This window comes from Rahnella ecdela (assembly GCF_019049625.1).
In the GTDB taxonomy this organism is placed as follows: domain Bacteria; phylum Pseudomonadota; class Gammaproteobacteria; order Enterobacterales; family Enterobacteriaceae; genus Rahnella; species Rahnella ecdela.
Window position 1 is genome coordinate 93744 of record NZ_JAFMOY010000133.1, and the last position, 19711, is coordinate 113454.

At 51.2% G+C, this 19711-nt stretch carries 17 protein-coding genes; 9 read left to right on the forward strand and 8 right to left on the reverse strand.

Features of this window, described 5'->3' with window-relative positions:
- Positions 1–180: 180 nt before the first annotated feature.
- From purC to dapA, 3 genes are read right to left on the reverse strand one after another with little or no spacing between them, the layout of a single operon-like run.
- Positions 181–894: a phosphoribosylaminoimidazolesuccinocarboxamide synthase gene (gene purC / locus J1784_RS23750; protein WP_217151233.1), complete on the reverse strand. Its 714-nt coding sequence runs from the start codon at positions 892–894 to the stop codon at positions 181–183.
- 56 nt (positions 895–950) lie between these two features.
- Positions 951–2030 (reverse strand): outer membrane protein assembly factor BamC, encoded by a 1080-nt coding sequence (bamC, locus tag J1784_RS23755; RefSeq protein WP_217151234.1) that lies wholly within the window; start codon positions 2028–2030, stop codon positions 951–953.
- Between the two features lie 16 nt (positions 2031–2046).
- A complete protein-coding gene (gene dapA / locus J1784_RS23760) occupies positions 2047–2928 on the reverse strand; it encodes a 4-hydroxy-tetrahydrodipicolinate synthase (RefSeq protein ID WP_120132684.1) in 882 nt (293 codons plus the stop codon).
- Between the two features lie 145 nt (positions 2929–3073).
- Here dapA and J1784_RS23765 point away from each other — a divergent pair, with 145 nt between their 5' ends.
- Both J1784_RS23765 and bcp read left to right on the forward strand, forming a co-directional pair.
- The gene (locus tag J1784_RS23765) at positions 3074–3640 is read left to right on the forward strand and encodes a glycine cleavage system transcriptional repressor (RefSeq protein WP_120160262.1); all 567 of its coding nucleotides are present in this window, start codon (positions 3074–3076) and stop codon (positions 3638–3640) included.
- A 25-nt stretch (positions 3641–3665) separates the two neighbouring features.
- Positions 3666–4139, forward strand: a complete 474-nt coding sequence (bcp, locus tag J1784_RS23770; RefSeq protein ID WP_112287579.1) for a thioredoxin-dependent thiol peroxidase — start codon at positions 3666–3668, stop codon at positions 4137–4139.
- Positions 4140–4212: 73 nt separating this feature from the next.
- Here the strand turns inward: bcp and J1784_RS23775 are convergent, their stop codons facing one another.
- Positions 4213–5277, reverse strand: a complete 1065-nt coding sequence (locus tag J1784_RS23775; protein ID WP_217151235.1) for an AI-2E family transporter — start codon at positions 5275–5277, stop codon at positions 4213–4215.
- Between the two features lie 260 nt (positions 5278–5537).
- Between J1784_RS23775 and bepA the strand changes: the two genes are divergently transcribed.
- Positions 5538–7067 (forward strand): beta-barrel assembly-enhancing protease, encoded by a 1530-nt coding sequence (gene bepA, locus J1784_RS23780; protein WP_217151623.1) that lies wholly within the window; start codon positions 5538–5540, stop codon positions 7065–7067.
- 27 nt (positions 7068–7094) lie between these two features.
- Positions 7095–7451 (forward strand): arsenate reductase (glutaredoxin), encoded by a 357-nt coding sequence (gene arsC, locus J1784_RS23785; RefSeq protein ID WP_217151236.1) that lies wholly within the window; start codon positions 7095–7097, stop codon positions 7449–7451.
- A gap of 48 nt (positions 7452–7499) precedes the next feature.
- Here the strand turns inward: arsC and hda are convergent, their stop codons facing one another.
- The 3 genes from hda to upp all read right to left on the reverse strand — a co-directional run bounded on the left by hda (position 7500) and on the right by upp (position 10382).
- On the reverse strand, positions 7500–8201 hold the full coding sequence (gene hda, locus J1784_RS23790) for a DnaA inactivator Hda (protein ID WP_217151624.1): 702 nt from the start codon (positions 8199–8201) through the stop codon (positions 7500–7502).
- Positions 8202–8371: 170 nt separating this feature from the next.
- Positions 8372–9664 (reverse strand): uracil permease, encoded by a 1293-nt coding sequence (gene uraA, locus J1784_RS23795; protein ID WP_217151237.1) that lies wholly within the window; start codon positions 9662–9664, stop codon positions 8372–8374.
- A 91-nt stretch (positions 9665–9755) separates the two neighbouring features.
- Entirely contained in the window at positions 9756–10382 is a 627-nt protein-coding gene (gene upp, locus J1784_RS23800) for a uracil phosphoribosyltransferase (RefSeq protein WP_217151238.1), read from the reverse strand.
- A 232-nt stretch (positions 10383–10614) separates the two neighbouring features.
- On the opposite strand from upp, the gene purM reads away from it, so the two are divergent.
- The 5 genes from purM (at position 10615) to ppx (ending at position 17092) form a co-directional block, all read left to right on the forward strand.
- The gene (gene purM, locus J1784_RS23805) at positions 10615–11652 is read left to right on the forward strand and encodes a phosphoribosylformylglycinamidine cyclo-ligase (protein WP_217151239.1); all 1038 of its coding nucleotides are present in this window, start codon (positions 10615–10617) and stop codon (positions 11650–11652) included.
- A 45-nt stretch (positions 11653–11697) separates the two neighbouring features.
- Positions 11698–12336, forward strand: coding sequence for a phosphoribosylglycinamide formyltransferase (gene purN, locus J1784_RS23810; protein WP_217151240.1), 639 nt, complete (start codon positions 11698–11700; stop codon positions 12334–12336).
- Between the two features lie 220 nt (positions 12337–12556).
- Positions 12557–13132 (forward strand): spermidine N1-acetyltransferase, encoded by a 576-nt coding sequence (speG, locus tag J1784_RS23815; protein WP_217151241.1) that lies wholly within the window; start codon positions 12557–12559, stop codon positions 13130–13132.
- Positions 13133–13452: 320 nt separating this feature from the next.
- Positions 13453–15522: a polyphosphate kinase 1 gene (ppk1, locus tag J1784_RS23820; protein ID WP_217151242.1), complete on the forward strand. Its 2070-nt coding sequence runs from the start codon at positions 13453–13455 to the stop codon at positions 15520–15522.
- A gap of 22 nt (positions 15523–15544) precedes the next feature.
- Positions 15545–17092: an exopolyphosphatase gene (gene ppx / locus J1784_RS23825; protein ID WP_217151243.1), complete on the forward strand. Its 1548-nt coding sequence runs from the start codon at positions 15545–15547 to the stop codon at positions 17090–17092.
- Positions 17093–17174: 82 nt separating this feature from the next.
- Here the strand turns inward: ppx and J1784_RS23830 are convergent, their stop codons facing one another.
- Positions 17175–19406, reverse strand: coding sequence for a sensor domain-containing phosphodiesterase (locus J1784_RS23830; RefSeq protein WP_217151244.1), 2232 nt, complete (start codon positions 19404–19406; stop codon positions 17175–17177).
- Positions 19407–19711: the final 305 nt, after the last annotated feature.

The following is a 19711-nucleotide window of genomic DNA, read 5'->3' on the forward strand; positions in this document are numbered from 1 at the left end:
ACACAGTTAATACCATCTGCGAAAGGAGGTAATTTTAGAGGCAGGTGAATTAAATGAAAGAAAACAGTATGAAAAGAGGAAAATTAAAATGCAGAAAGAGAACGGGTGACGGAGATCATCACCCGTTTAATGCACACCGCGTAAACGATTGCGCAGTCCGACTAAAAAAATTTACTGCGCTTAGTCCAGTTTCACACCGATACGGTGAGCCACTTCTTCATAAGCTTCGATCAGGCCACCAAGGCTCTGGCGATAACGGTCTTTGTCCATCTTGTTCAGGGTTTCTTTATCCCACAGGCGGCTGCCGTCTGGTGAGAACTCATCACCCAGCACCACTTCGCCGTCGAAGAGACCGAATTCCAGTTTGAAGTCGACCAGGATCAGACCGGCATCATCAAACAATTTGCTCAGCACGTCGTTGGCTTTGTAGCTCAGCTCTTTCATGCGCGCGAGGTTTTCTTCGTTCACCCAGCCAAACGTCTTGCAGTAAGATTCGTTGACCATCGGATCGTGCATCGCATCGTTTTTCAGGAACAAATCGAACAACGGCGGATTCAGTTCCAGACCTTCTTCAATGCCCAGACGTTTTACCAGCGAACCCGCAGCACGGTTACGGATAACGCATTCAACCGGGACCATATCCAGTTTTTTCACCAGCACTTCAGTGTCAGACAACAGGCGTTCCATTTGAGTAGGAATACCGGCTTCTTCCAGCTTAGCCATGATGAAATGGTTAAATTTGTTGTTAACCATACCTTTACGGTCGAACTGCTCAATACGCTGACCATCCAGTGCTGACGTATCGTTACGGAACTCCAGTACCAAAAGGTCCGGGTTTTCGGTGGTGTAGACGGTTTTCGCCTTGCCGCGATACAACTCAGCTAACTTTTGCATCTTTACTTACTCCAGTGGAAAAAACAGATGTAAAAAGGGGCCGGAGCCCCTTGGTATTATTTTGCGCTGCTCTGGCTAAACGCGGCCTGCATGACCGCCACCATCGCATCGTTCTGCGACTGGCTGAGAGCATGTCCTTTCGGATCAAGGAACTGCAAGCTACTACGGTTGTCGAGGTCGCCAACCTGAAGTTTGTAATCACCGGAGCTGAGGCCCGGATCTTTCGCACCCAGTGTCTGCCACGCATCGTCATTCAGCGGTTTGTAAGTCACAGAGAGTGTGCCTTGCGGACGGCTGCTGTCGGTGACTTTCATGCCTGCTTTCGCCAAGGCATTCGGCAGACGATCCCAGACCACACCGTAAGATGAACGGACGATCAGCACCGGCAGACCGGTATCATCAGCGCCACTCTGGACGTCGATTTCACCTACGCGACGGTTATCGAGACGCGCCTGAGTATCCTGCTGCACTTTATCCAGGTTCGCCGTGATGGCGTTCATCATCTGGCTGTTGTAACGCTGGATTTCAGCGGTAGAGGTCACCGCTTTATCTTGCTGTTTCAGCTCAAGCGTTTTCACGGTCAGTGCCAGCTGATAGCTCTGCTGTTTCACACTGATCTGATAACGGCCCTGATACTGGAAGTCTTCATCCGCACGATTCCAGTCAACGAAATCGGTGGAGAGTGTCTGGTTTGCATCATCACGGCTGGCAATTTTGAATTTATTTTGCTCAACAGCTTTAACGACGTTGTTCCACAAGTCACGGTTTTGCGGTGTGTTTTCCAGCAGCACGGTACTGGTGTCGTCGGAGAACTGAGTCTGGGAGCCGTTAAGTAAGGCCAGCGGCTGGGCTGGTGGACGAATGTCGAGCTGTTTGCCCACAGCGCCCTGCATGGCGCCAGCCTGAATATCATAAGTCCCATTCTGCACAGGCAAGATCATGCCTGATGGTGCTTTCAGCTCATGCAGAGCCGGCGCATCCAGGTAGGCTTCATCACCGCTCACCTGACGCTTGTAGCGCTGGTCGCTGGAACAGGCAGCCAGCAGCATAATCAGGGAAACACCCACGACTTTCGCTACGGCAGTCTTCTGGAATCGGGTCATCTGGAAACTATTCTTGTCAAATAAAGAGGCCATCAAATCTTCCTAAGAGTTACAGCAAACCGGCGCTTTTTAATGCTTCTTCCACGACCGGACGGGCAGCATCTGTTAACGGCGTCATAGGCAGACGCATCGTATCGGTTGCCATCAAACCCAGTGCCTTACAGGCCCATTTCACCGGGATTGGGTTTGCTTCTACAAACAAATTCTGATGCAAAGGCATCAGGCGCTGATTCAGGCGACGCGCCTCGGCAAAGTTGCCAAGAGCAGCCAGCTCACAAAGTTGTGCCATTTCACGGGCAGCGACGTTAGCAGTAACGGAAATAACGCCTTTGCCTCCGAGCTGCATAAAGTCCAGACCACTGGCGTCATCGCCGCTCAGCAGAATGAAATCTTCATCATCAACCAGCACTTGGATCTGACTAACACGACTTAAGTTCCCTGTTGCCTCTTTAACAGCAACAATATTCTTCAATTTTGCTAAACGCGCGATGGTCGGCGGCAGCATATCGCAGCCGGTACGTGAAGGCACGTTGTAGAGAATTTGCGGCAGGGAGGTGTTTTCAGCGATAGCTTTAAAGTGCTGATACAGGCCTTCCTGAGTCGGACGGTTGTAATAAGGGGTGACTGTCAGACAGCCAACAACGCCACTATTTTCAAAACGTTGTGTAAGAGAAATCGCCTCAGCGGTGGCATTTGCACCTGTGCCTGCGATCACCGGAATGCGGCCATCGGCCAGTTCCAGTGTTTGTAAGACCACGTCACCGTGCTCATCGTGGCTCAGCGTTGCCGACTCGCCGGTTGTGCCAACGGAAACGATCGCCGCAGTACCACTGGACACATGATAATCAATCAGTTTTTTCAGACTTGCGCGATCGACGGCACCTTTGGTGTCCATCGGCGTAACCAGTGCAACAATACTTCCCGTAAACATTGACCTTCCCCTCCACAAACAGGTCACTCATGGTACTTTTGACACCACTGCAAAAGCAAGCAATCAACGAGCGGTAACCGCTTGTCCGGCGGTTTTTTTTATGTTTACCTTGGGAATACTCCAAAGCACGACAGGAAGACTCATTTTGCCGCAGCCACAACAACATTATCTGGTCATCACCGCGTTAGGTGCCGACCGCCCTGGTATCGTGAACACTATTACCCGTCAGGTAAGCAGCTGCGGCTGTAATATTGAAGACAGCCGGCTGGCAATGCTGGGTGATGAGTTTACGTTCATCATGCTGCTTTCCGGCAGCTGGAACGCCATCACCCTGATTGAATCTACCCTGCCGCAAAAAGGGGCGGAGCTTGAATTGCTGATTGTGATGAAACGCACCAGCGCACATGAACGACCGCCGATGCCTGCGACCGTGTGGGTGAAAGTGGAAGTGAAAGACTCGCCACATCTGATTGAGCGTTTTACCGATTTATTCGATACACATCAGATGAATATCGCCGAACTTGCCTCAAAAACCCGTCCGGCGGACGCGACACTGCCTGCTCAGCTGTCGATCCAGATCACTGCCCACAGCGCGGCGAATACCGATCCGGCAATTATTGAGCAGGCTTTTCATCAGCTATGTACAGAACTGAAAGCGCAAGGCAGTATTAACGTCGTTAGTTATTCTGAGAATGAAGATAAACTGCAGTAACAGCTGAAAGATACGGAGAAAGACAATGAGCCCACTGAAAGCCGGTGATCCTGCGCCGCAATTTAGTTTACCCGACCAAGACGGTGAACAAATTAATCTGGCCGACTTCCAGGGACAGAGAGTCCTGGTCTATTTCTATCCAAAAGCCATGACCCCGGGTTGTACGGTACAGGCCTGCGGACTGCGCGATAACATGGATCAGTTGAAAAGTGCAGGCGTTGAAGTGCTGGGGATCAGCACCGATAAGCCAGAAAAACTGTCGCGTTTTGCTGAAAAAGAACTGCTGAACTTCACATTGCTTTCTGATGAAGATCACCAGGTCTGTGAGCAGTTTGGCGTCTGGGGTGAAAAATCCTTTATGGGTAAAACCTACGACGGCATCCATCGCATCAGCTTCCTGCTCGATGGCAATGGCAAAGTTGAGAAAGTGTTCGACGACTTCAAAACCACTAACCACCATGACATCGTGATGGCCTATCTGAACGAGAAGTCTGCCTGATCACTCACGGCGGGCAAACGTTCATAAAAAAAAGCGCAGACGCGCTTTTTTATTTTTCACTAAGAGCCGGTTTTCAGACCGTTTCGTTGAGTGATTCATCCGGCCAGACGTGAACGACAGCTTTCACCAGCGTCGCCAGCGGTATTGCAAAGAATACGCCCCAGAATCCCCAAAGCCCGCCGAAGACCACGACCGCCAGAATAATCACCAGCGGATGCAGGTTCACCGCCTCTGAGAACAACAGCGGTACAATCACATTGCCATCCAGCCCCTGAACGACCAGATACGCGACAATCAGCGTCCAGAAATCCGCGCCAAGCCCCCACTGGAACATCGCCACAATCACTACAGGAATCGTCACCAGCATCGCGCCGATATACGGGATAAGCACCGACACGCCCACCAGCACCGCAAGCAGCAGCGAATAACGCATGTCCATCACCCAGAACACCAGATAGGTGGCGACACCCACGATAATCATCTCCAGCACTTTTCCGCGAATATAATTGGTGATCTGTTGATTCATCTCCTCCCAGACCTGTCCCGCCAGCCCGCGATCGCGCGGTAAAATGCGGCGGACAGCGTTGAGCATTTGCTCTTTATCTTTGAGCAGGAAGAACACCATCATCGGCACCAGAATCAGGTAAATCGCCAGCGTCAGTAAACCGACCAGCGACGCCAGGGAATATTTCACCACGGATTCGCCCAGCCCGGACAATTTGCTGCGCATGTTTTCGGCCATCATATCGATGATACCGGCATCGACCAGCGCCGGATAACGCTTGGGAAGCGTGGCCGCAAAATCGTAAAAACGGTTAAGCATGCTGGGCAAATCAGTCATCAGATTCACGCCCTGTTGCCAGGTGACCGGCGCGATGACGAACATTCCCAGCAGTAAAATACCGGCGAAGATAATCAATACCACGCTGACCGACAGCGTGCGGGAAAGCCCGACATGTTGCAGACGAACGGTTGGCCATTCCAGTAAATACGCCAGAACAATCGCCACCAGAAGCGGCGCAAGAATGCCATTGAGGAAATAAAGAATACAAAAACCCGCGACCAGGATGGCCAGCAGGGCAATGGCCTGCGGGTCAGTAAAGCGACGGCGATACCACTGTAATAACATGTCCAACATCAGATAACGCTCCTGTAATTTCCCGGCCTGACGGGTTTGCGCTGTTCGTTCCCTGCGCGCTCAGACACAAGTAACTATCTTCAAAATTCGTTGTCACACAACTGTAGCTGCACAGTGTTTTAAACTCTCACGAGGATAGCTACTATAGAGAGGGGCGCAAAGAAAAGCGCCACAAAATAACGGTCTGCAATGCAGTTCATGGAAGAAAGGCTTTAAAAGCTTATTAGTAACGCGGTTAACTCATTGGGAAGCAAATGTTTATGGTAATGCGGTTGAAAAAAACGGTGATTGCCCTGTGTCTGGGCAGCCTGTTTGCTGGCAGTATCCTGCCGGCAGGCGCTGATGACAGCTCATTCTGGTCAACGCCGGTGAGTTCTGCCAAAACCAGTTCACCTTTGGCTCCGCCGGTGAGCGACCAGTTACCCGATATCGGCACAACGGCCGGTGGCACACTGAGCATCAATCAGGAATTGCAGATGGGCGATTTTTACGTCCGTCAGATGCGCGCCAGCACGCCGCTGATTAACGATCCGCTGCTCAATCAGTACATCAACGAACTGGGGCAGCGTCTGGTGGCTCACGCTTATTCCGTTCGCACCCCTTTCCATTTTTTCATCGTCAATAACGATGAGCTGAACGCCTTTGCTTTCTTCGGCGGCAACGTGGTGATCCACTCTTCACTGTTCCGCTACACCGATAATGAGAGCCAGCTGGCGTCCGTTATGGCGCACGAAATTTCCCACGTGACCCAGCGCCATCTGGCGCGGGCGATGGAAGATCAACAGCGTAATGCCCCGCTGACCTGGGTTGGCGCATTAGGCTCTATCCTGCTGGCGATGGCCAGTCCGCAAATGGGCATGGCGGCGCTGACCGGTACGCTGGCGGGAACGCAGCAGGGTATGATCAGCTTCACGCAAAGCAACGAACAGGAAGCAGACCGCATCGGCATTCAGGTATTACAACGCTCCGGTTTTGATCCGCAGGCGATGCCTGCATTCCTGCAAAAACTCGCCGATCAGGCCAGCTATTCAACCCGTCCGCCAGAAATGCTGCTGACGCACCCCCTGCCGGACAGCCGCCTGGCCGATATCCGTAACCGCGCGAACCAGATGGCGCACCCGGTTGTGCAATCATCACAAGATTACACCATGGCAAAAGTGCGTATATTGGGGATGTACGGTTCCGACAGTTTCCCGCTGAGCGATGACTATTTGCTGAAGCTGAGCAACGGCAATATCCGTGAGCAACTGGCGGCAAAATACGGCCATGCGCTGCAATTCTACAAAGCGAAGAAATACGATCAGGCACGTGTGATCCTCGATCCGCTGCTGGCACAAAATCCCGGCAATGAATGGTTGCTGGATTTAGCGACCGATACCGATATCGACAGCAAACGTGCGCCGCAGGCTATCGCACGGCTGGAACAGGCAGGGGCGGCGACCAGTTCTAATCCGGTTCTTCAGCTCAATCTGGCCAACGCTTACCTAGAAGGGGCGAAACCGGCCAATGCCATGAAGATCCTCAACCGCTATACTTTCAGTTATCCGGGTGATCCGAATGGCTGGGATTTATTATCTCAGGCCGCTGCAGCACAAGGGTTACGCGCGCAGGAACTGGCCGCCAGAGCGGAAAGTATGGCGTTAATCGGTCGTCTGGATCAGGCAATAGAAATGCTGAGCAACGCCAGCGCATTGCAAAAATTAGGCAGTCTGGAACAGGCCCGATATGACGCCCGCATCGACCAGCTTCGTCAGTTGCAGGGGCGATTCCGTCAGTATCAGAAAGGCTGATTTCAGCACAAGTATGGAGATATTTTAATGCCACATAATGTCGCGATTTACCACAATCCGGCTTGTTCAAAAAGCCGTGAGACACTGAAATTACTGGAAGCGGAAGGCATTGAGCCGGAAGTGATTTTGTATCTGGAAACGCAGCCTTCAGTGGATAAACTAAAAGAGTTGCTCGGGTTGCTGGGCTTTAGTTCGGCGCGGGAACTGATGCGAAAAGGCGAACAGATTTATAAGGATCTGAACCTGAAAGATAAAGACCTGAGCGAGGAAAAACTGCTGCAGGCAATGGCGGATCATCCGCGGCTGATTGAACGTCCGATTGTCATCGCCAACGGCAAAGCACGTTTAGGACGTCCGCCGGAACAAGTGAAAGAAATTTTATAATATGCTTCGCAGTCGGGTTCGGTTCACGAACCCGGATATCCCTTCAGTTTACAGCCCGAGAATTTCCTTCACGAACGGGATCGTCAGTTTGCGCTGTGCAGTAATAGATGCGCGATCCAGCTGATCGAGCGTCATAAACAGCGTACGCATTTCCCTGTCCAGACGTTTCAACAGGAAACGGCCCACGTCTTCCGGCAGTTCAAAACCGCGCAGTTTGGCGCGCAGCTGCAATGCCTGAAGTTTTTCTTCGTCGGAAAGTGGCTGAAGTTTATAGATTTGACCCCAGTCGAGACGGGAAGCCAGGTCCGGCAGGCTGAGATTCAGCTGGCGCGGAGGACGATCGCCGGTAATAAACAAACGCGTGCGACCGGTTTCAAGAATGCGGTTATAGAGATGGAAAACAGCGGCTTCCCATTCATCATCACCGGCAATACCTTCGATATTATCGATACACACCAGCGCCAGATGCTCCATGCCGTCCAGCACTTCCGGCACGAAATAAGCCCGCTTGTCTAATGGCACATACCCCACCGCTTCACCGCGCTGCGATAATTCTGCGCAAGCTGCGTGTAAAAGATGGCTGCGGCCGCCACCTTCGCGTGACCAGAAATAAATATAGGTGCCGTGTTCCTGATGCAATGCGCTCTGAATAGCAGATAGCAGAGAAGGGTTTTCCCCCGGATAAAAACTGGCAAAGGTTTCATCATCGGGTAGATAAAGTGGCAGGGAAAGCTGTGCCGGCGTATTCAGAAGTACCTCAACCGAAGCGGCATGAAGACCGCAGATGTTGTCACGTCAATAAAAGGAACTGCCGAATTCTAGCAAGGATCCGTCGTGAAATGAACTGTACCCGGTGCAACCGCTTGCGATCCGAGCACCTGACCGGCAGGTAGCCGCCTGCCGGTCAGGGATGATCATGATCAGACTGGCGGATTTTCCCGCTCATCTTCAACGTCAATGATCTGTTCTTCGCCGCGGAAAATCTCGATCACTTTGAACAACAGGCTCAGGAATATACCGACGATCGTCGCCAGCGCCATGCCTTTCAGCTCAGCGGCACCGATGTGAATCTTCGCACCGCTGACGCCGATGATAAGGATCACCGCAGTCAGGATCAGGTTCTGCGCTTTGTTGTAATCGACTTTCGATTCAATCAGCACGCGGATCCCCGAAGCACCAATCACTCCATAAAGCAGCAATGACACGCCGCCCATCACCGGTACCGGTACCGCCTGAATGGCCGCCGCCAGTTTACCGATACAGGAAAGCAGGATTGCCAGAATAGCCGCGCCGCCGATAACCCAGGTGCTGTAAACCTTAGTGATCGCCATTACACCGATGTTTTCGCCATACGTAGTGTTCGGAGTAGAACCGAAGAAACCGGACAACACAGTCGACAGACCGTTAGCCAGCATCGAACGGTGCAGGCCCGGGTCACGCAGCAAATCTTTCTTCACAATGTTAGCCGTGACGACCAGATGCCCGACGTGCTCGGCAATGACCACCAGCGCCGCAGGCAGGATCGTGAGGATAGCGACCCATTCAAAACGCGGCGTATAGAAGGTTGGCAGCGCGAACCAATGCGCATTGGCGATGGCAGAAACATCAACCACGCCCATAAAGAACGACAGTGCATAACCCACCAGCACGCCGATAAGGATCGGGATAATCGCCAGGAAACCGCGGAATAATACGGAACCCAGAATCGTCACCGACAGCGTCACCAGAGAAATAGTGATGGTGGTGGAATCTACCGGAGCACCCTCGGCAGGCAGTAATCCGGCCATATTTGCCGCCACACCCGCCAGTTCCAGCCCGATGACGGCCACGATTGCGCCCATTGCCGCTGGCGGGAACATCACGTTGATCCAGCCAATCCCGGCTTTCTTAACAATCAGCGCCACCAGACAGAACAGTAAACCGCAGGCAATGAACCCGCCCAGCGCCACTTCATACCCCATCGGCAGCAGCAACAACACCGGTGAAATAAACGCGAAACTCGAGCCGAGGTACGCCGGTATCTTCCCTTTACAGACAAATAAATACAGCAAAGTCCCTATGCCATTGAACAGCAGCACCGTTGCCGGGTTTATCTTAAACAGAATGGGAACCAGAACGGTGGCACCAAACATGGCAAACAGATGCTGGAAACTCAGGGGGATTGTCTGCAGCAATGGCGGACGCTCGCTTACCCCGATGACACGACGGGTCATGAATGTGATCCTCTCAATGGTGTGATGTTGTGTTGTGTATGACGTGCAAAAAAATTCCAAAAAAAAGCCGACTCTTCAGTCGGCTAATTGCTTACTTCGTACCAAATATCTTGTCGCCCGCATCGCCGAGCCCCGGAATGATGTAGCCTTTCTCATTGAGTCCCTGATCCACCGAGGCGGTGTAAAGTTCAACGTCCGGGTGCGCGGCTTCAAGAGCGGCGATCCCTTCCGGAGCGGCAACCAGCACCAGCACTTTAATGCTCTGGCAGCCGGCTTTTTTCAGCAAGTCGATGGTGGCAATCATAGAACCACCGGTGGCCAGCATCGGGTCAACGACCAGCGCCAGACGTTCTTCGATATTAGAAACCAGCTTCTGGAAATACGGCACAGGTTTCAGAGTTTCTTCATCACGGTACACGCCGACAACGCTGATACGTGCGCTCGGAACGTGTTCCAGTACGCCTTCCATCATGCCCAGACCGGCACGCAGGATTGGCACAACGGTAATTTTCTTGCCTTTGATCTGATCGATTTCCACCGGGCCATTCCAGCCTTCGATGGTCACTTTTTCAGTTTCTAAATCGGCAGTCGCTTCATACGTCAGCAGACTTCCCACCTCAGAAGCCAGTTCGCGAAAACGTTTCGTGCTGATGTCGTTTTCACGCATCAGGCCCAGCTTGTGTTTCACCAGCGGGTGGTTCACCTCGACGATCTTCATTATTTATTCTCCTAAGGTGGTTGAGCTGCAAAAAAAAATCGCGAGATTATAACGCCATTTTTTTTGAACGCCACAGCCAATTGCCTGATCCAGATCATTAGGAACTCGGTTAGAGTATAGACAGCCTGAAAATCATCATCGAATAAGGCGCTCGCAAACGTTTGCTTCCACTGTTAGAATTGCCCCGCTTTATTCTTCAACCACCAACCCAAACCGCCGTGGGGACTTCGCAGTGACCGACAAAACCTCTCTCAGCTATAAAGACGCAGGCGTAGATATTGATGCCGGTAACGCATTGGTAGATCGCATTAAAGGTGTAGTAAAACAGACCCGTCGCCCGGAAGTTATGGGTGGATTGGGCGGTTTTGGTGCTCTCTGCGCGCTGCCGCAAAAATATCGTGAACCCGTGCTGGTTTCGGGTACCGACGGCGTTGGCACCAAGCTGCGTCTGGCGATGGATTTAAAACGCCACGATACTATCGGTATCGACCTGGTCGCGATGTGCGTCAATGATTTGATCGTTCAGGGCGCTGAACCGCTGTTCTTCCTCGACTATTACGCAACGGGCAAACTGGACGTCGATATCGCCGCCAGTGTGATCACCGGAATTGCAGAAGGTTGTAAGCAGTCTGGCTGTGCGTTAGTCGGCGGCGAAACCGCTGAAATGCCGGGCATGTACCACGGCGAAGATTATGACGTCGCTGGATTCTGCGTTGGCGTGGTGGAAAAATCAGAAATTATCGACGGAAGCAAAGTGGCTGACGGCGATGTGCTGATCGGCCTCGCAGCCAGCGGCCCGCACTCCAATGGTTACTCTCTGGTGCGCAAAATTCTGGAAGTCAGCAAAACTGACCCGGAAACCACCACACTGGCAGGCAAGTCTCTGGCCGATCACCTGCTGGCACCGACCAAAATTTACGTGAAGTCGATTCTGAACCTCATCGAAAATGTGGAAGTTCACGGCATCGTCCACCTGACCGGTGGCGGCTTCTGGGAAAACATTCCGCGCGTGCTGCCGGAAAACACCCAGGTCATCATCGAAGAAGCCAGCTGGCAGTGGCCGGACGTCTTCACCTGGTTGCAGACTACCGGCAACGTCAGCCGTCATGAAATGTACCGCACCTTTAACTGTGGCGTGGGCATGGTTGTCGCACTTCCGGCTGAGCTTGCTGACAAGGCAATTGCGTTGCTGAATGACAATGGTGAAAAAGCGTGGAAAATTGGCTATGTTAAGGCCTCTGACTCCGCTGAGCGCGTCGTTATCGGGTAAGCAGGCGTCAGCTCACTCACCTCACTGAAGACGACAGGTATGGATATGAAAAGGATTGTGGTTCTGGTATCGGGCGAGGGAAGCAATTTACAGGCCCTGATCGATGCCTGCCAGCAGGGACGAATCAACGCAAAAATCAGTGCAGTCTTCAGTAATAAAGCCGCCGCATACGGGCTTGAAAGAGCCCGTTTAGCTGATATTCCGGCCCATGCGCTGGATGTGAAAGCTTACGAAGACCGTACCGCCTTTGATGTTGCGCTGGCTGATGCAATTGAGACTTTCCAGCCAGATTTAGTGGTGCTCGCCGGTTACATGCGGATTCTTAGCGCTGAATTCGTTCAGCGATTTGCGGGACGCATGATCAATATCCACCCTTCCCTCTTGCCGAAATATCCGGGTTTGCATACTCACCGTCAGGCGATTGAAAATCAGGATGCTGAACACGGCACCTCGGTGCATTTTGTCACTGAACAGCTCGATGGCGGCCCGGTAATTTTGCAAGCCAAAGTGCCGGTTTTTGCTGAGGATACGGAAGAAGAGTTAGTTGCCCGCGTGCAAACGCAGGAACATAACATTTATCCGCTGGTGGTTAGCTGGTTCGCTGACGGCCGTTTAGCTCTGCAAAATGGCCAGGCATTTCTCGATAATAATCCGCTGTCCGTGCAGGGTTATGCCGAAGATTAAACTGCATAAGCGCAATAATTCCACTACAAACCGGCCATGTGCCGGTTTTTTATTTTCCGCCATTTGACATTTGTTTACATTTCACCCGATATAATGCCCATCCCGGCGCACGTTTAAACGTCGTTTGTGCGCCGACCTTCATCTGAAACACGGTTGTTTCAGACCTTATATTTACGAAGGTTACCCTCATAAAACGGCTTTTATAGTTGAGGAACACCCCATGTTTAGCAATAACAGCGTCAGATTACGTCCACTGGAAAAGGACGACCTGTCGTTTGTTCATCGTCTTGATAATAACGCCAGCATCATGCGTTACTGGTTTGAAGAACCCTACGAGGCTTTCGTCGAACTGACCGACTTGTATCACAAACACATCCATGACCAGAGCGAACGTCGCTTTATCATCGAATACCAGGGCGGACCCGTTGGCTTAGTCGAGCTGGTGGAAATTAACCATATTCACCGCCGCGCGGAATTTCAGATAATCATTGACCCGCAGCATCAGGGCAAAGGTTTTGCCGGTGACGCCGTCCGTCTGGCAATGGATTATGCCTTCTCGGTTCTCAACCTCTACAAACTGTATTTAATCGTCGATAAAGAAAACAAAAAGGCGATCCACATTTACAGCAAATTAGGGTTTGAGCTTGAAGGTGAACTGAAGCAGGAATTCTTTGTGAACGGTGAATACCGCAGCGCCATCCGCATGTGTATTTTCCAGCCGCAATTCCTGGCGAAGTACAAAACCAAACCGGTTCAGGTCAAACCTGAATCACTGATTGGCGCCAGCGCAGTTTAATATTACGCGGTAAAAATTATTCAATAAATGACCGGTGAAGGAGAGATGAACTCCTTCACCGGAAAGACTTTTCCCACCTTTTGCTCTCATTTATTCCTCTGATAGAAACTCTCCTGAAATCATCCCCTGTTGTGTTGGACTTTCCTGTCAATCTTTCGCAATATTGATAGTAGACACTAGGCCCCTCTCACTGACAGCTTCCTGTTGCGTTGATTTTAAAAATGGCCCGTAACACGAAGAATAGGTGGAGCTAAATTGCGGTGTTTTCGGGCAAATTTGCCTGTATGGGCCAGGTTGCAAGCCAAATGAACGGAGTGAAAATGGGTCAGGAAAAGCTTTATATCGAGAAAGAACTAAGCTGGCTGTCCTTCAATGAGCGCGTGTTGCAGGAAGCGGCAGACAAAAGCAATCCCCTGATCGAACGGATGCGTTTCTTAGGGATCTACTCCAATAACCTGGATGAGTTTTATAAAGTCCGTTTTGCCGATTTAAAACGGCGGATCCTCATCAGTGAAGAACAAGGCTTTCTGGGCGCATCCCGCCATTTGCTGAAAAAAATTCAGGCAAAAGTCCTGCGTATTGATCAGGAATTTGACAGCCTTTACAATGATTTGCTGCTGGAAATGGCACGTAATCAAATTTTCCTGATTAACGAACGTCAGGTTTCTGAAAACCAGCAAGCCTGGTTGCGTCAGTATTTCAAACATCACCTGCGCCAGTACATCACGCCGATTCTGATTAATCACGACACCAACCTGGTGCAGTTCCTTAAAGACGATTATACCTATCTGGCGGTAGAAATTATCCGTGGCGAAGAAATTCACTATGCGCTGCTGGAAATTCCTTCCGATAAAGTGCCGCGTTTCGTCAATCTGCCACCTGAAGCGCCGCGTCGCCGTAAGCCGATGATCCTGCTGGATAACATTCTGCGTTATTGTCTGGATGATATTTTCAAAGGCTTCTTTGATTACGATGCGCTGAATGCCTATTCGATGAAAATGACCCGTGACGCCGAATACGATCTGGTCACGGAAATGGAATCGAGTCTGCTGGAACTGATGTCATCGAGCCTGAAACAGCGTCTGACCGCCGAGCCGGTGCGTTTTGTTTATCAGCGCGATATGCCCGATGAAATGGTAGAATTGCTGCGCGGCAAGCTGGGTATCTCCAATTATGATTCCGTGATTGCCGGTGGCCGCTACCATAACTTCAAAGACTTCATCGGCTTCCCGAACGTCGGTAAAGCCAATCTTGTCAACCGTCCGCTGCCACGCCTGCGCCATTTATGGTTCGATAAATTCCGCAACGGTTTTGCCGCGATCCGCGAACAGGACGTACTGCTTTATTATCCGTACCACACGTTTGAACACGTACTGGAACTGCTGCGTCAGGCATCTTTCGACCCGAACGTTTTATCCATAAAAATCAACATTTACCGTGTTGCCAAAGATTCACGCATTATCGAATCGATGATCCACGCGGCGCACAACGGTAAGAAAGTGACCGTGGTCGTCGAACTTCAGGCGCGCTTTGATGAAGAAGCCAATATTCATTGGGCGAAACGTCTGACAGAAGCCGGTGTACACGTTATTTTCTCTGCGCCGGGTCTGAAAATTCACGCAAAACTCTTTCTTATTTCCCGCCGCGAAGGCGATGAAATTGTCCGCTATGCTCATATTGGGACCGGCAATTTTAACGAGAAAACGGCCCGTCTTTATACCGACTATTCGCTGCTGACCGCGGATGCGCGGATCACCAACGAAGTCCGCCGGGTATTTAATTTTATTGAGAACCCGTACCGTCCGGTCTCTTTCGAGCATCTGATGGTGTCGCCGCAAAACTCGCGCGACATGCTGTATCGCCTGATCGACAAAGAAATTGCCAACGTACAGGCAGGTGGCACAGGTGGTATTACGCTTAAAATCAATAACCTGGTGGATAAAGGCCTGATTGATCGCCTTTATGTCGCGTCTAACGTCGGGGTGAAAATCCGTCTGCTGATCCGTGGCATGTGTTCTCTGGTACCGAATTTACCGGGCTTTAGCGAAAACATTCAGGTCACCAGCATTATTGACCGCTATCTTGAGCACGACCGTGTTTATGTCTTTGAAAATGGTGGCGATACCAAAGTATTCCTGTCCTCTGCTGATTGGATGACCCGTAATATCGATTACCGAATTGAGGTTGCTGTCGCCCTGCTCGATCCACGCCTTAAACAGCGCGTTCTGGATATCCTCGAACTGCTGTTTAATGACACGGTAAAAGCCAGAGTGATTGATAAAGAACTGAGCAACCGGTATGTTCCACGCGGAAATCGTCGCAAAGTGCGTGCGCAGCTGGCGATTTACGAATATCTGAAAGATCTGGAACAACAAAGTCAGCAAGCCTGAATCTCTGGAGCGCTACATAACTATGCCCCTTAAAAACAGCCCAATGAACGCCAAGCCACAGGAAATTGCTGCAATCGACCTGGGTTCGAACAGTTTCCATATGGTTATCGCGCGCGTGGTTAACGGTGCGATGCAGGTATTAGGTCGCCTGAAACAACGCGTTCATCTGGCCGATGGTCTCGACAACAAAAGTGTGCTCAGTGAAGAAGCCATGCAACGCGGGCTGGATTGCCTGGCTTTATTTGCAGAACGTCTGCAAGGTTTTCCGGACAGCAACGTCACCATCGTGGGCACGCATACTTTGCGTCAGGCGGTGAATGCCGAGGAATTTCTTAAGCGCGCCAAAGAAGTCATCCCCTACCCGATTGAAATTATCTCCGGGCAGGAAGAAGCACGTCTGATTTTTATGGGTGTTGAGCACACGCAGCCGGAGAAAGGTCGCAAGCTGGTTGTCGACATCGGCGGAGGTTCTACGGAACTGGTCATTGGTGAAGATTTCGAGCCTTTGCTGGCAGAAAGCCGCCGTATGGGCTGCGTCAGTTTCGCGCAGATGTTTTTTCCGGAAGGCGAAATCAGCCGCAGCAACTTCAAACGAGCGCAACTCGCTGCCGCACAGAAGCTGGAAACTCTCGCCTGGCAGTACCGTCTGCAAGGCTGGCAGTATGCGCTGGGCGCGTCCGGCAGCATCAAAGCGGCTCACGAAGTGCTGGTCGCGATGGGCGAAAAAGACGGACTGATCACCCCTGAACGCCTGGAAATGCTGACAGAAGCGGTGCTGGACTTCAAAAAATTCAGTGAGCTGGATTTACCGGGCTTATCGGAAGATCGCCAGTCGGTGTTTGTGCCGGGACTCGCGATTTTGCGTGGGGTATTTGATGCGCTGGCCGTGAAAGAGTTACGTCTTTCCGACGGCGCGCTGCGTGAAGGCGTGCTGTATGAGATGGAAGGCCGTTTCCGCCATCAGGACATCCGCACACGTACCGCGAAAAGTCTGGCCGAGCATTACAATATCGACCGCGAACAGGCGCGTCGCGTGCTGGAAACCACAGAGCAGCTTTACAGCCAGTGGTTAGCGCAAAACACCAAACTGGTTCAGCCGCAGCTGGAATCGCTACTGAAATTCAGCGCCATGCTGCACGAGGTCGGTCTGAGCATTAATCACACCGGTATGCATCGCCACTCTTCTTACATCCTGCAAAATACCAATTTGCCGGGCTTTAATCAGGAACAGCAAACGCTGCTGGCGACGCTGGTGCGTTTCCATCGAAAGGCCATTAAGCTGGAAGAATTGCCGCGCCTGAACCTGTTTAAGAAGAAGCATTACATTCCGTTGATCCAGCTGCTGCGTCTTGGCGCGTTGCTCAATAACCAGCGCCAGTCGACCACCACGCCGGCATCCCTGCGGTTGTCTACTGATGACAATCACTGGACGCTGCGTTTCCCGGCCGGATACCTGGCGCAGAACAACCTGGTTCAGCTGGATTTTGAGAAAGAACAAAGCTACTGGAATGACGTCACGGGCTGGAAACTGATGCTCGAAGAAGAAGAAGACGGCGCAGCGGAAGACTAATTCGTTTGCTGCTATAAAAAAGCCCTCCGGCACAACGTGCTCAGAGGGCTTTTTGTTTTCTACGTCTCAATTTCCCGCAAAATCAGGAAGCCGGAAAATCGAGCAAAGTGGCCAGTGGCTGCGGTTTACCCACCAGATACCCCTGCATGTAATCGACGCCCAGCGCATGAAGCGCCGCTTTCTGTTCTTCCGTCTCCACATACTCCGCCACAATTGACAGGTGCTTCATGCGTGCAACCTGACAAATAGACTGCACAATATATGCATCCAGTGAATCGGTAAGCATATTGCGCACAAAGCTGCCGTCAATTTTCAGGATATCGGCCTGAATGGCTTTCAGACGCCCGTAACTGGCGTAACCCGTCCCGAAGTCGTCAATCGCAATCCGGCAGCCATAAGCGCGCAATTCCCTCATCGCGAAATCGGCATATTTCATATTCTGCAAAAGATGTGATTCGGTGACTTCCAGTACAATCTGGAACGGTTCAATTTCATATTCAAGCATCAGCGATTTGAAGTCGCGGGTAAATGTCGGTCGGCACAACGTCGATGGCGTGAAGTTAACGGCAAAACGCAGGCTCGGTAAACGCACACGGTTCTGATTGATAAACATCAGTGAATGTTTGAGCACCCACATATCCATCTGATAAGACAACCCAAATTCGTGGACGACTGGCAGGAATTTGTCTGGCGTCACCAGAGTTTCCTTCGAGCCATCAAACATTCGCAGCAAGATTTCGTGGTAGCTGTCACCGCGCACACCCAGTATTGGTTGTGCCATCAGCACAAAGCGATCGTCGTCTAACGCACGCTGAATTTTGTGCAACATGTCGACTTTGTCTCTGATCTCAAGCTGAACCTGACTGTGATCGCTTTTATTTGATTCCGGCTGACCAGTGGTCAGTGAAACCTCAGCAATACCACTGAGTTCACCCAGCAAAATAGGCAGATGTTCGACAGGCGAATACACCGTGCAGTAAGACAGTCCAATATTAGGATGCAACGGCAATCCGTTCCAGATCAGACGGAAATCCTCGAGATAATCATGCAGCCCCTGCAATTTCATATCCGCATCTTCGCAGTTCAGGCGCAGGACCAGATCATATCCGGGTAAGTGATACACGCGTTCGCCGGGCTGGAGGAAAGGTTTGAGTCCGACCGCCAGCTGCTGTTTAAACTGAATACGCAGCCGCATCCCATAGTTACGGCTGAGAACGTCCATATCCGACACTCGGATGAAACAGAGCATGGAACGCGGATGGCGCGCTAAATCGCGGTTAAAGGCGCGCAGATTGGGCAAACCAAACACCGGATCCCGCAAGGCGGCAGAACTGAATTTTTTCATCAGCAGGCGCTGGCGGGAAGAAAGCGCTGCCATCAGTAACAGGGTGATGGTGTAAACAAGCATCAGCGCAGAGACAAATACCAGATTATGAACAAAACCGGTTTCTGAAATAAAGCCCTGATAATTGAAGAACAAAACAGTGAGGACAATACTCCATACGATGCTGATGAAGTAATAGCCATAGCGTAAAGCCCCGAACAGCATCACCGGGAAAAGCAGCGTAAGAGTGTAATCACTCAGTAAAATTTTAGTGAAGGGCTCACTTATCCCCGGCACGCACAGCAGTGTCACCATGGTACCCATGACCAGGAACCAGAGCACCATTTCGGTGGTTTTCACGCCTGGTGCCCGTTGCTTACGCAACATCATCCGCAACACGCGCCAGTAGCGGGGCTGACGCATCATGCGGATAAGCAGATAAATCACATGCGAATTGAGCAAAATGCCGATGATCATCGCCTGCAGATTGATGAGGGTGCGCAACGTGACGAAATCAGCTGTGACCAGCCCCAGATAACCCGGAAGCAGTCCGCTTTCGACCACAATTTGCAGCACAATAATGAAGAAGACAGTAAGGAATACCAGCAACCAGCCGACACGGATCCACGCCAGATTCATCAGGCCCAGCGGCGCTGACCAGCGATTTCCGGCCTGCCAGCGGTATCCGAGCCAGGCCAGAAAAAGGGAGGTGAAATAAATCACCGTCAGAAGCGTCGCCATTTCTGCGCCAACCCTGAAATAATAACGCAAGAACAACGTCAGAACGATCCCGGGCAATGCAGCCCAGTCAAAGACCATCAGCAACGCAACGCTTGTCGCCAATGGCATATAAATCAGATAGGTGCGACCTTCTGGCAAATATATGATCGGAGAAAGCCATGAGGTTAAGGGGATCAACACCAGCGCGCAAATGACGGGAAGTCCCCACCATTTATGGCGAATCTCATGCCAGGAAAAAAATTTACGCATTCAGCCCATCTAAGTTTTGCGCATGAACTTCATGCCGCGGTGAATGATTCATCGTGTAACGGACGTCAGACAAGCCGGCTGACAACCGCAGTTGCAGGCTCCGCCTTAAATTATCGTAGTAAAAACGTCATTTCACATAAAACAACTGAAGAAAAAAGAATACAGCAGAGGCCAGAGTACAACGCTTCAAAATATCGCTGGATTCTAATGTGACTTATCTTAAATCTCTTGATGCAGATCATTAAACACAATCTTTGTGATTTCACATAAAAATCATCTTAAACAATTTCATCGAGTGACTGACA

What these genes read in the sequence shown, in the direction of transcription:
- upp (WP_217151238.1), bottom strand. Translation starts at nt 10,382, where the DNA reads ATGAAGATCGTCGAGGTGAACCACCCGCTGGTGAAACACAAGCTGGGC.
- ppk1 (WP_217151242.1), top strand. Translation starts at nt 13,453, where the DNA reads ATGGGTCAGGAAAAGCTTTATATCGAGAAAGAACTAAGCTGGCTGTCC.
- bamC (WP_217151234.1), bottom strand. Translation starts at nt 2,030, where the DNA reads ATGGCCTCTTTATTTGACAAGAATAGTTTCCAGATGACCCGATTCCAG.
- dapA (WP_120132684.1), bottom strand. Translation starts at nt 2,928, where the DNA reads ATGTTTACGGGAAGTATTGTTGCACTGGTTACGCCGATGGACACCAAA.
- J1784_RS23775 (WP_217151235.1), bottom strand. Translation starts at nt 5,277, where the DNA reads ATGTTGGACATGTTATTACAGTGGTATCGCCGTCGCTTTACTGACCCG.
- purN (WP_217151240.1), top strand. Translation starts at nt 11,698, where the DNA reads ATGAAAAGGATTGTGGTTCTGGTATCGGGCGAGGGAAGCAATTTACAG.
- J1784_RS23830 (WP_217151244.1), bottom strand. Translation starts at nt 19,406, where the DNA reads ATGCGTAAATTTTTTTCCTGGCATGAGATTCGCCATAAATGGTGGGGA.
- arsC (WP_217151236.1), top strand. Translation starts at nt 7,095, where the DNA reads ATGCCACATAATGTCGCGATTTACCACAATCCGGCTTGTTCAAAAAGC.
- bepA (WP_217151623.1), top strand. Translation starts at nt 5,538, where the DNA reads ATGGTAATGCGGTTGAAAAAAACGGTGATTGCCCTGTGTCTGGGCAGC.
- ppx (WP_217151243.1), top strand. Translation starts at nt 15,545, where the DNA reads ATGCCCCTTAAAAACAGCCCAATGAACGCCAAGCCACAGGAAATTGCT.
- speG (WP_217151241.1), top strand. Translation starts at nt 12,557, where the DNA reads ATGTTTAGCAATAACAGCGTCAGATTACGTCCACTGGAAAAGGACGAC.
- bcp (WP_112287579.1), top strand. Translation starts at nt 3,666, where the DNA reads ATGAGCCCACTGAAAGCCGGTGATCCTGCGCCGCAATTTAGTTTACCC.
- purC (WP_217151233.1), bottom strand. Translation starts at nt 894, where the DNA reads ATGCAAAAGTTAGCTGAGTTGTATCGCGGCAAGGCGAAAACCGTCTAC.
- uraA (WP_217151237.1), bottom strand. Translation starts at nt 9,664, where the DNA reads ATGACCCGTCGTGTCATCGGGGTAAGCGAGCGTCCGCCATTGCTGCAG.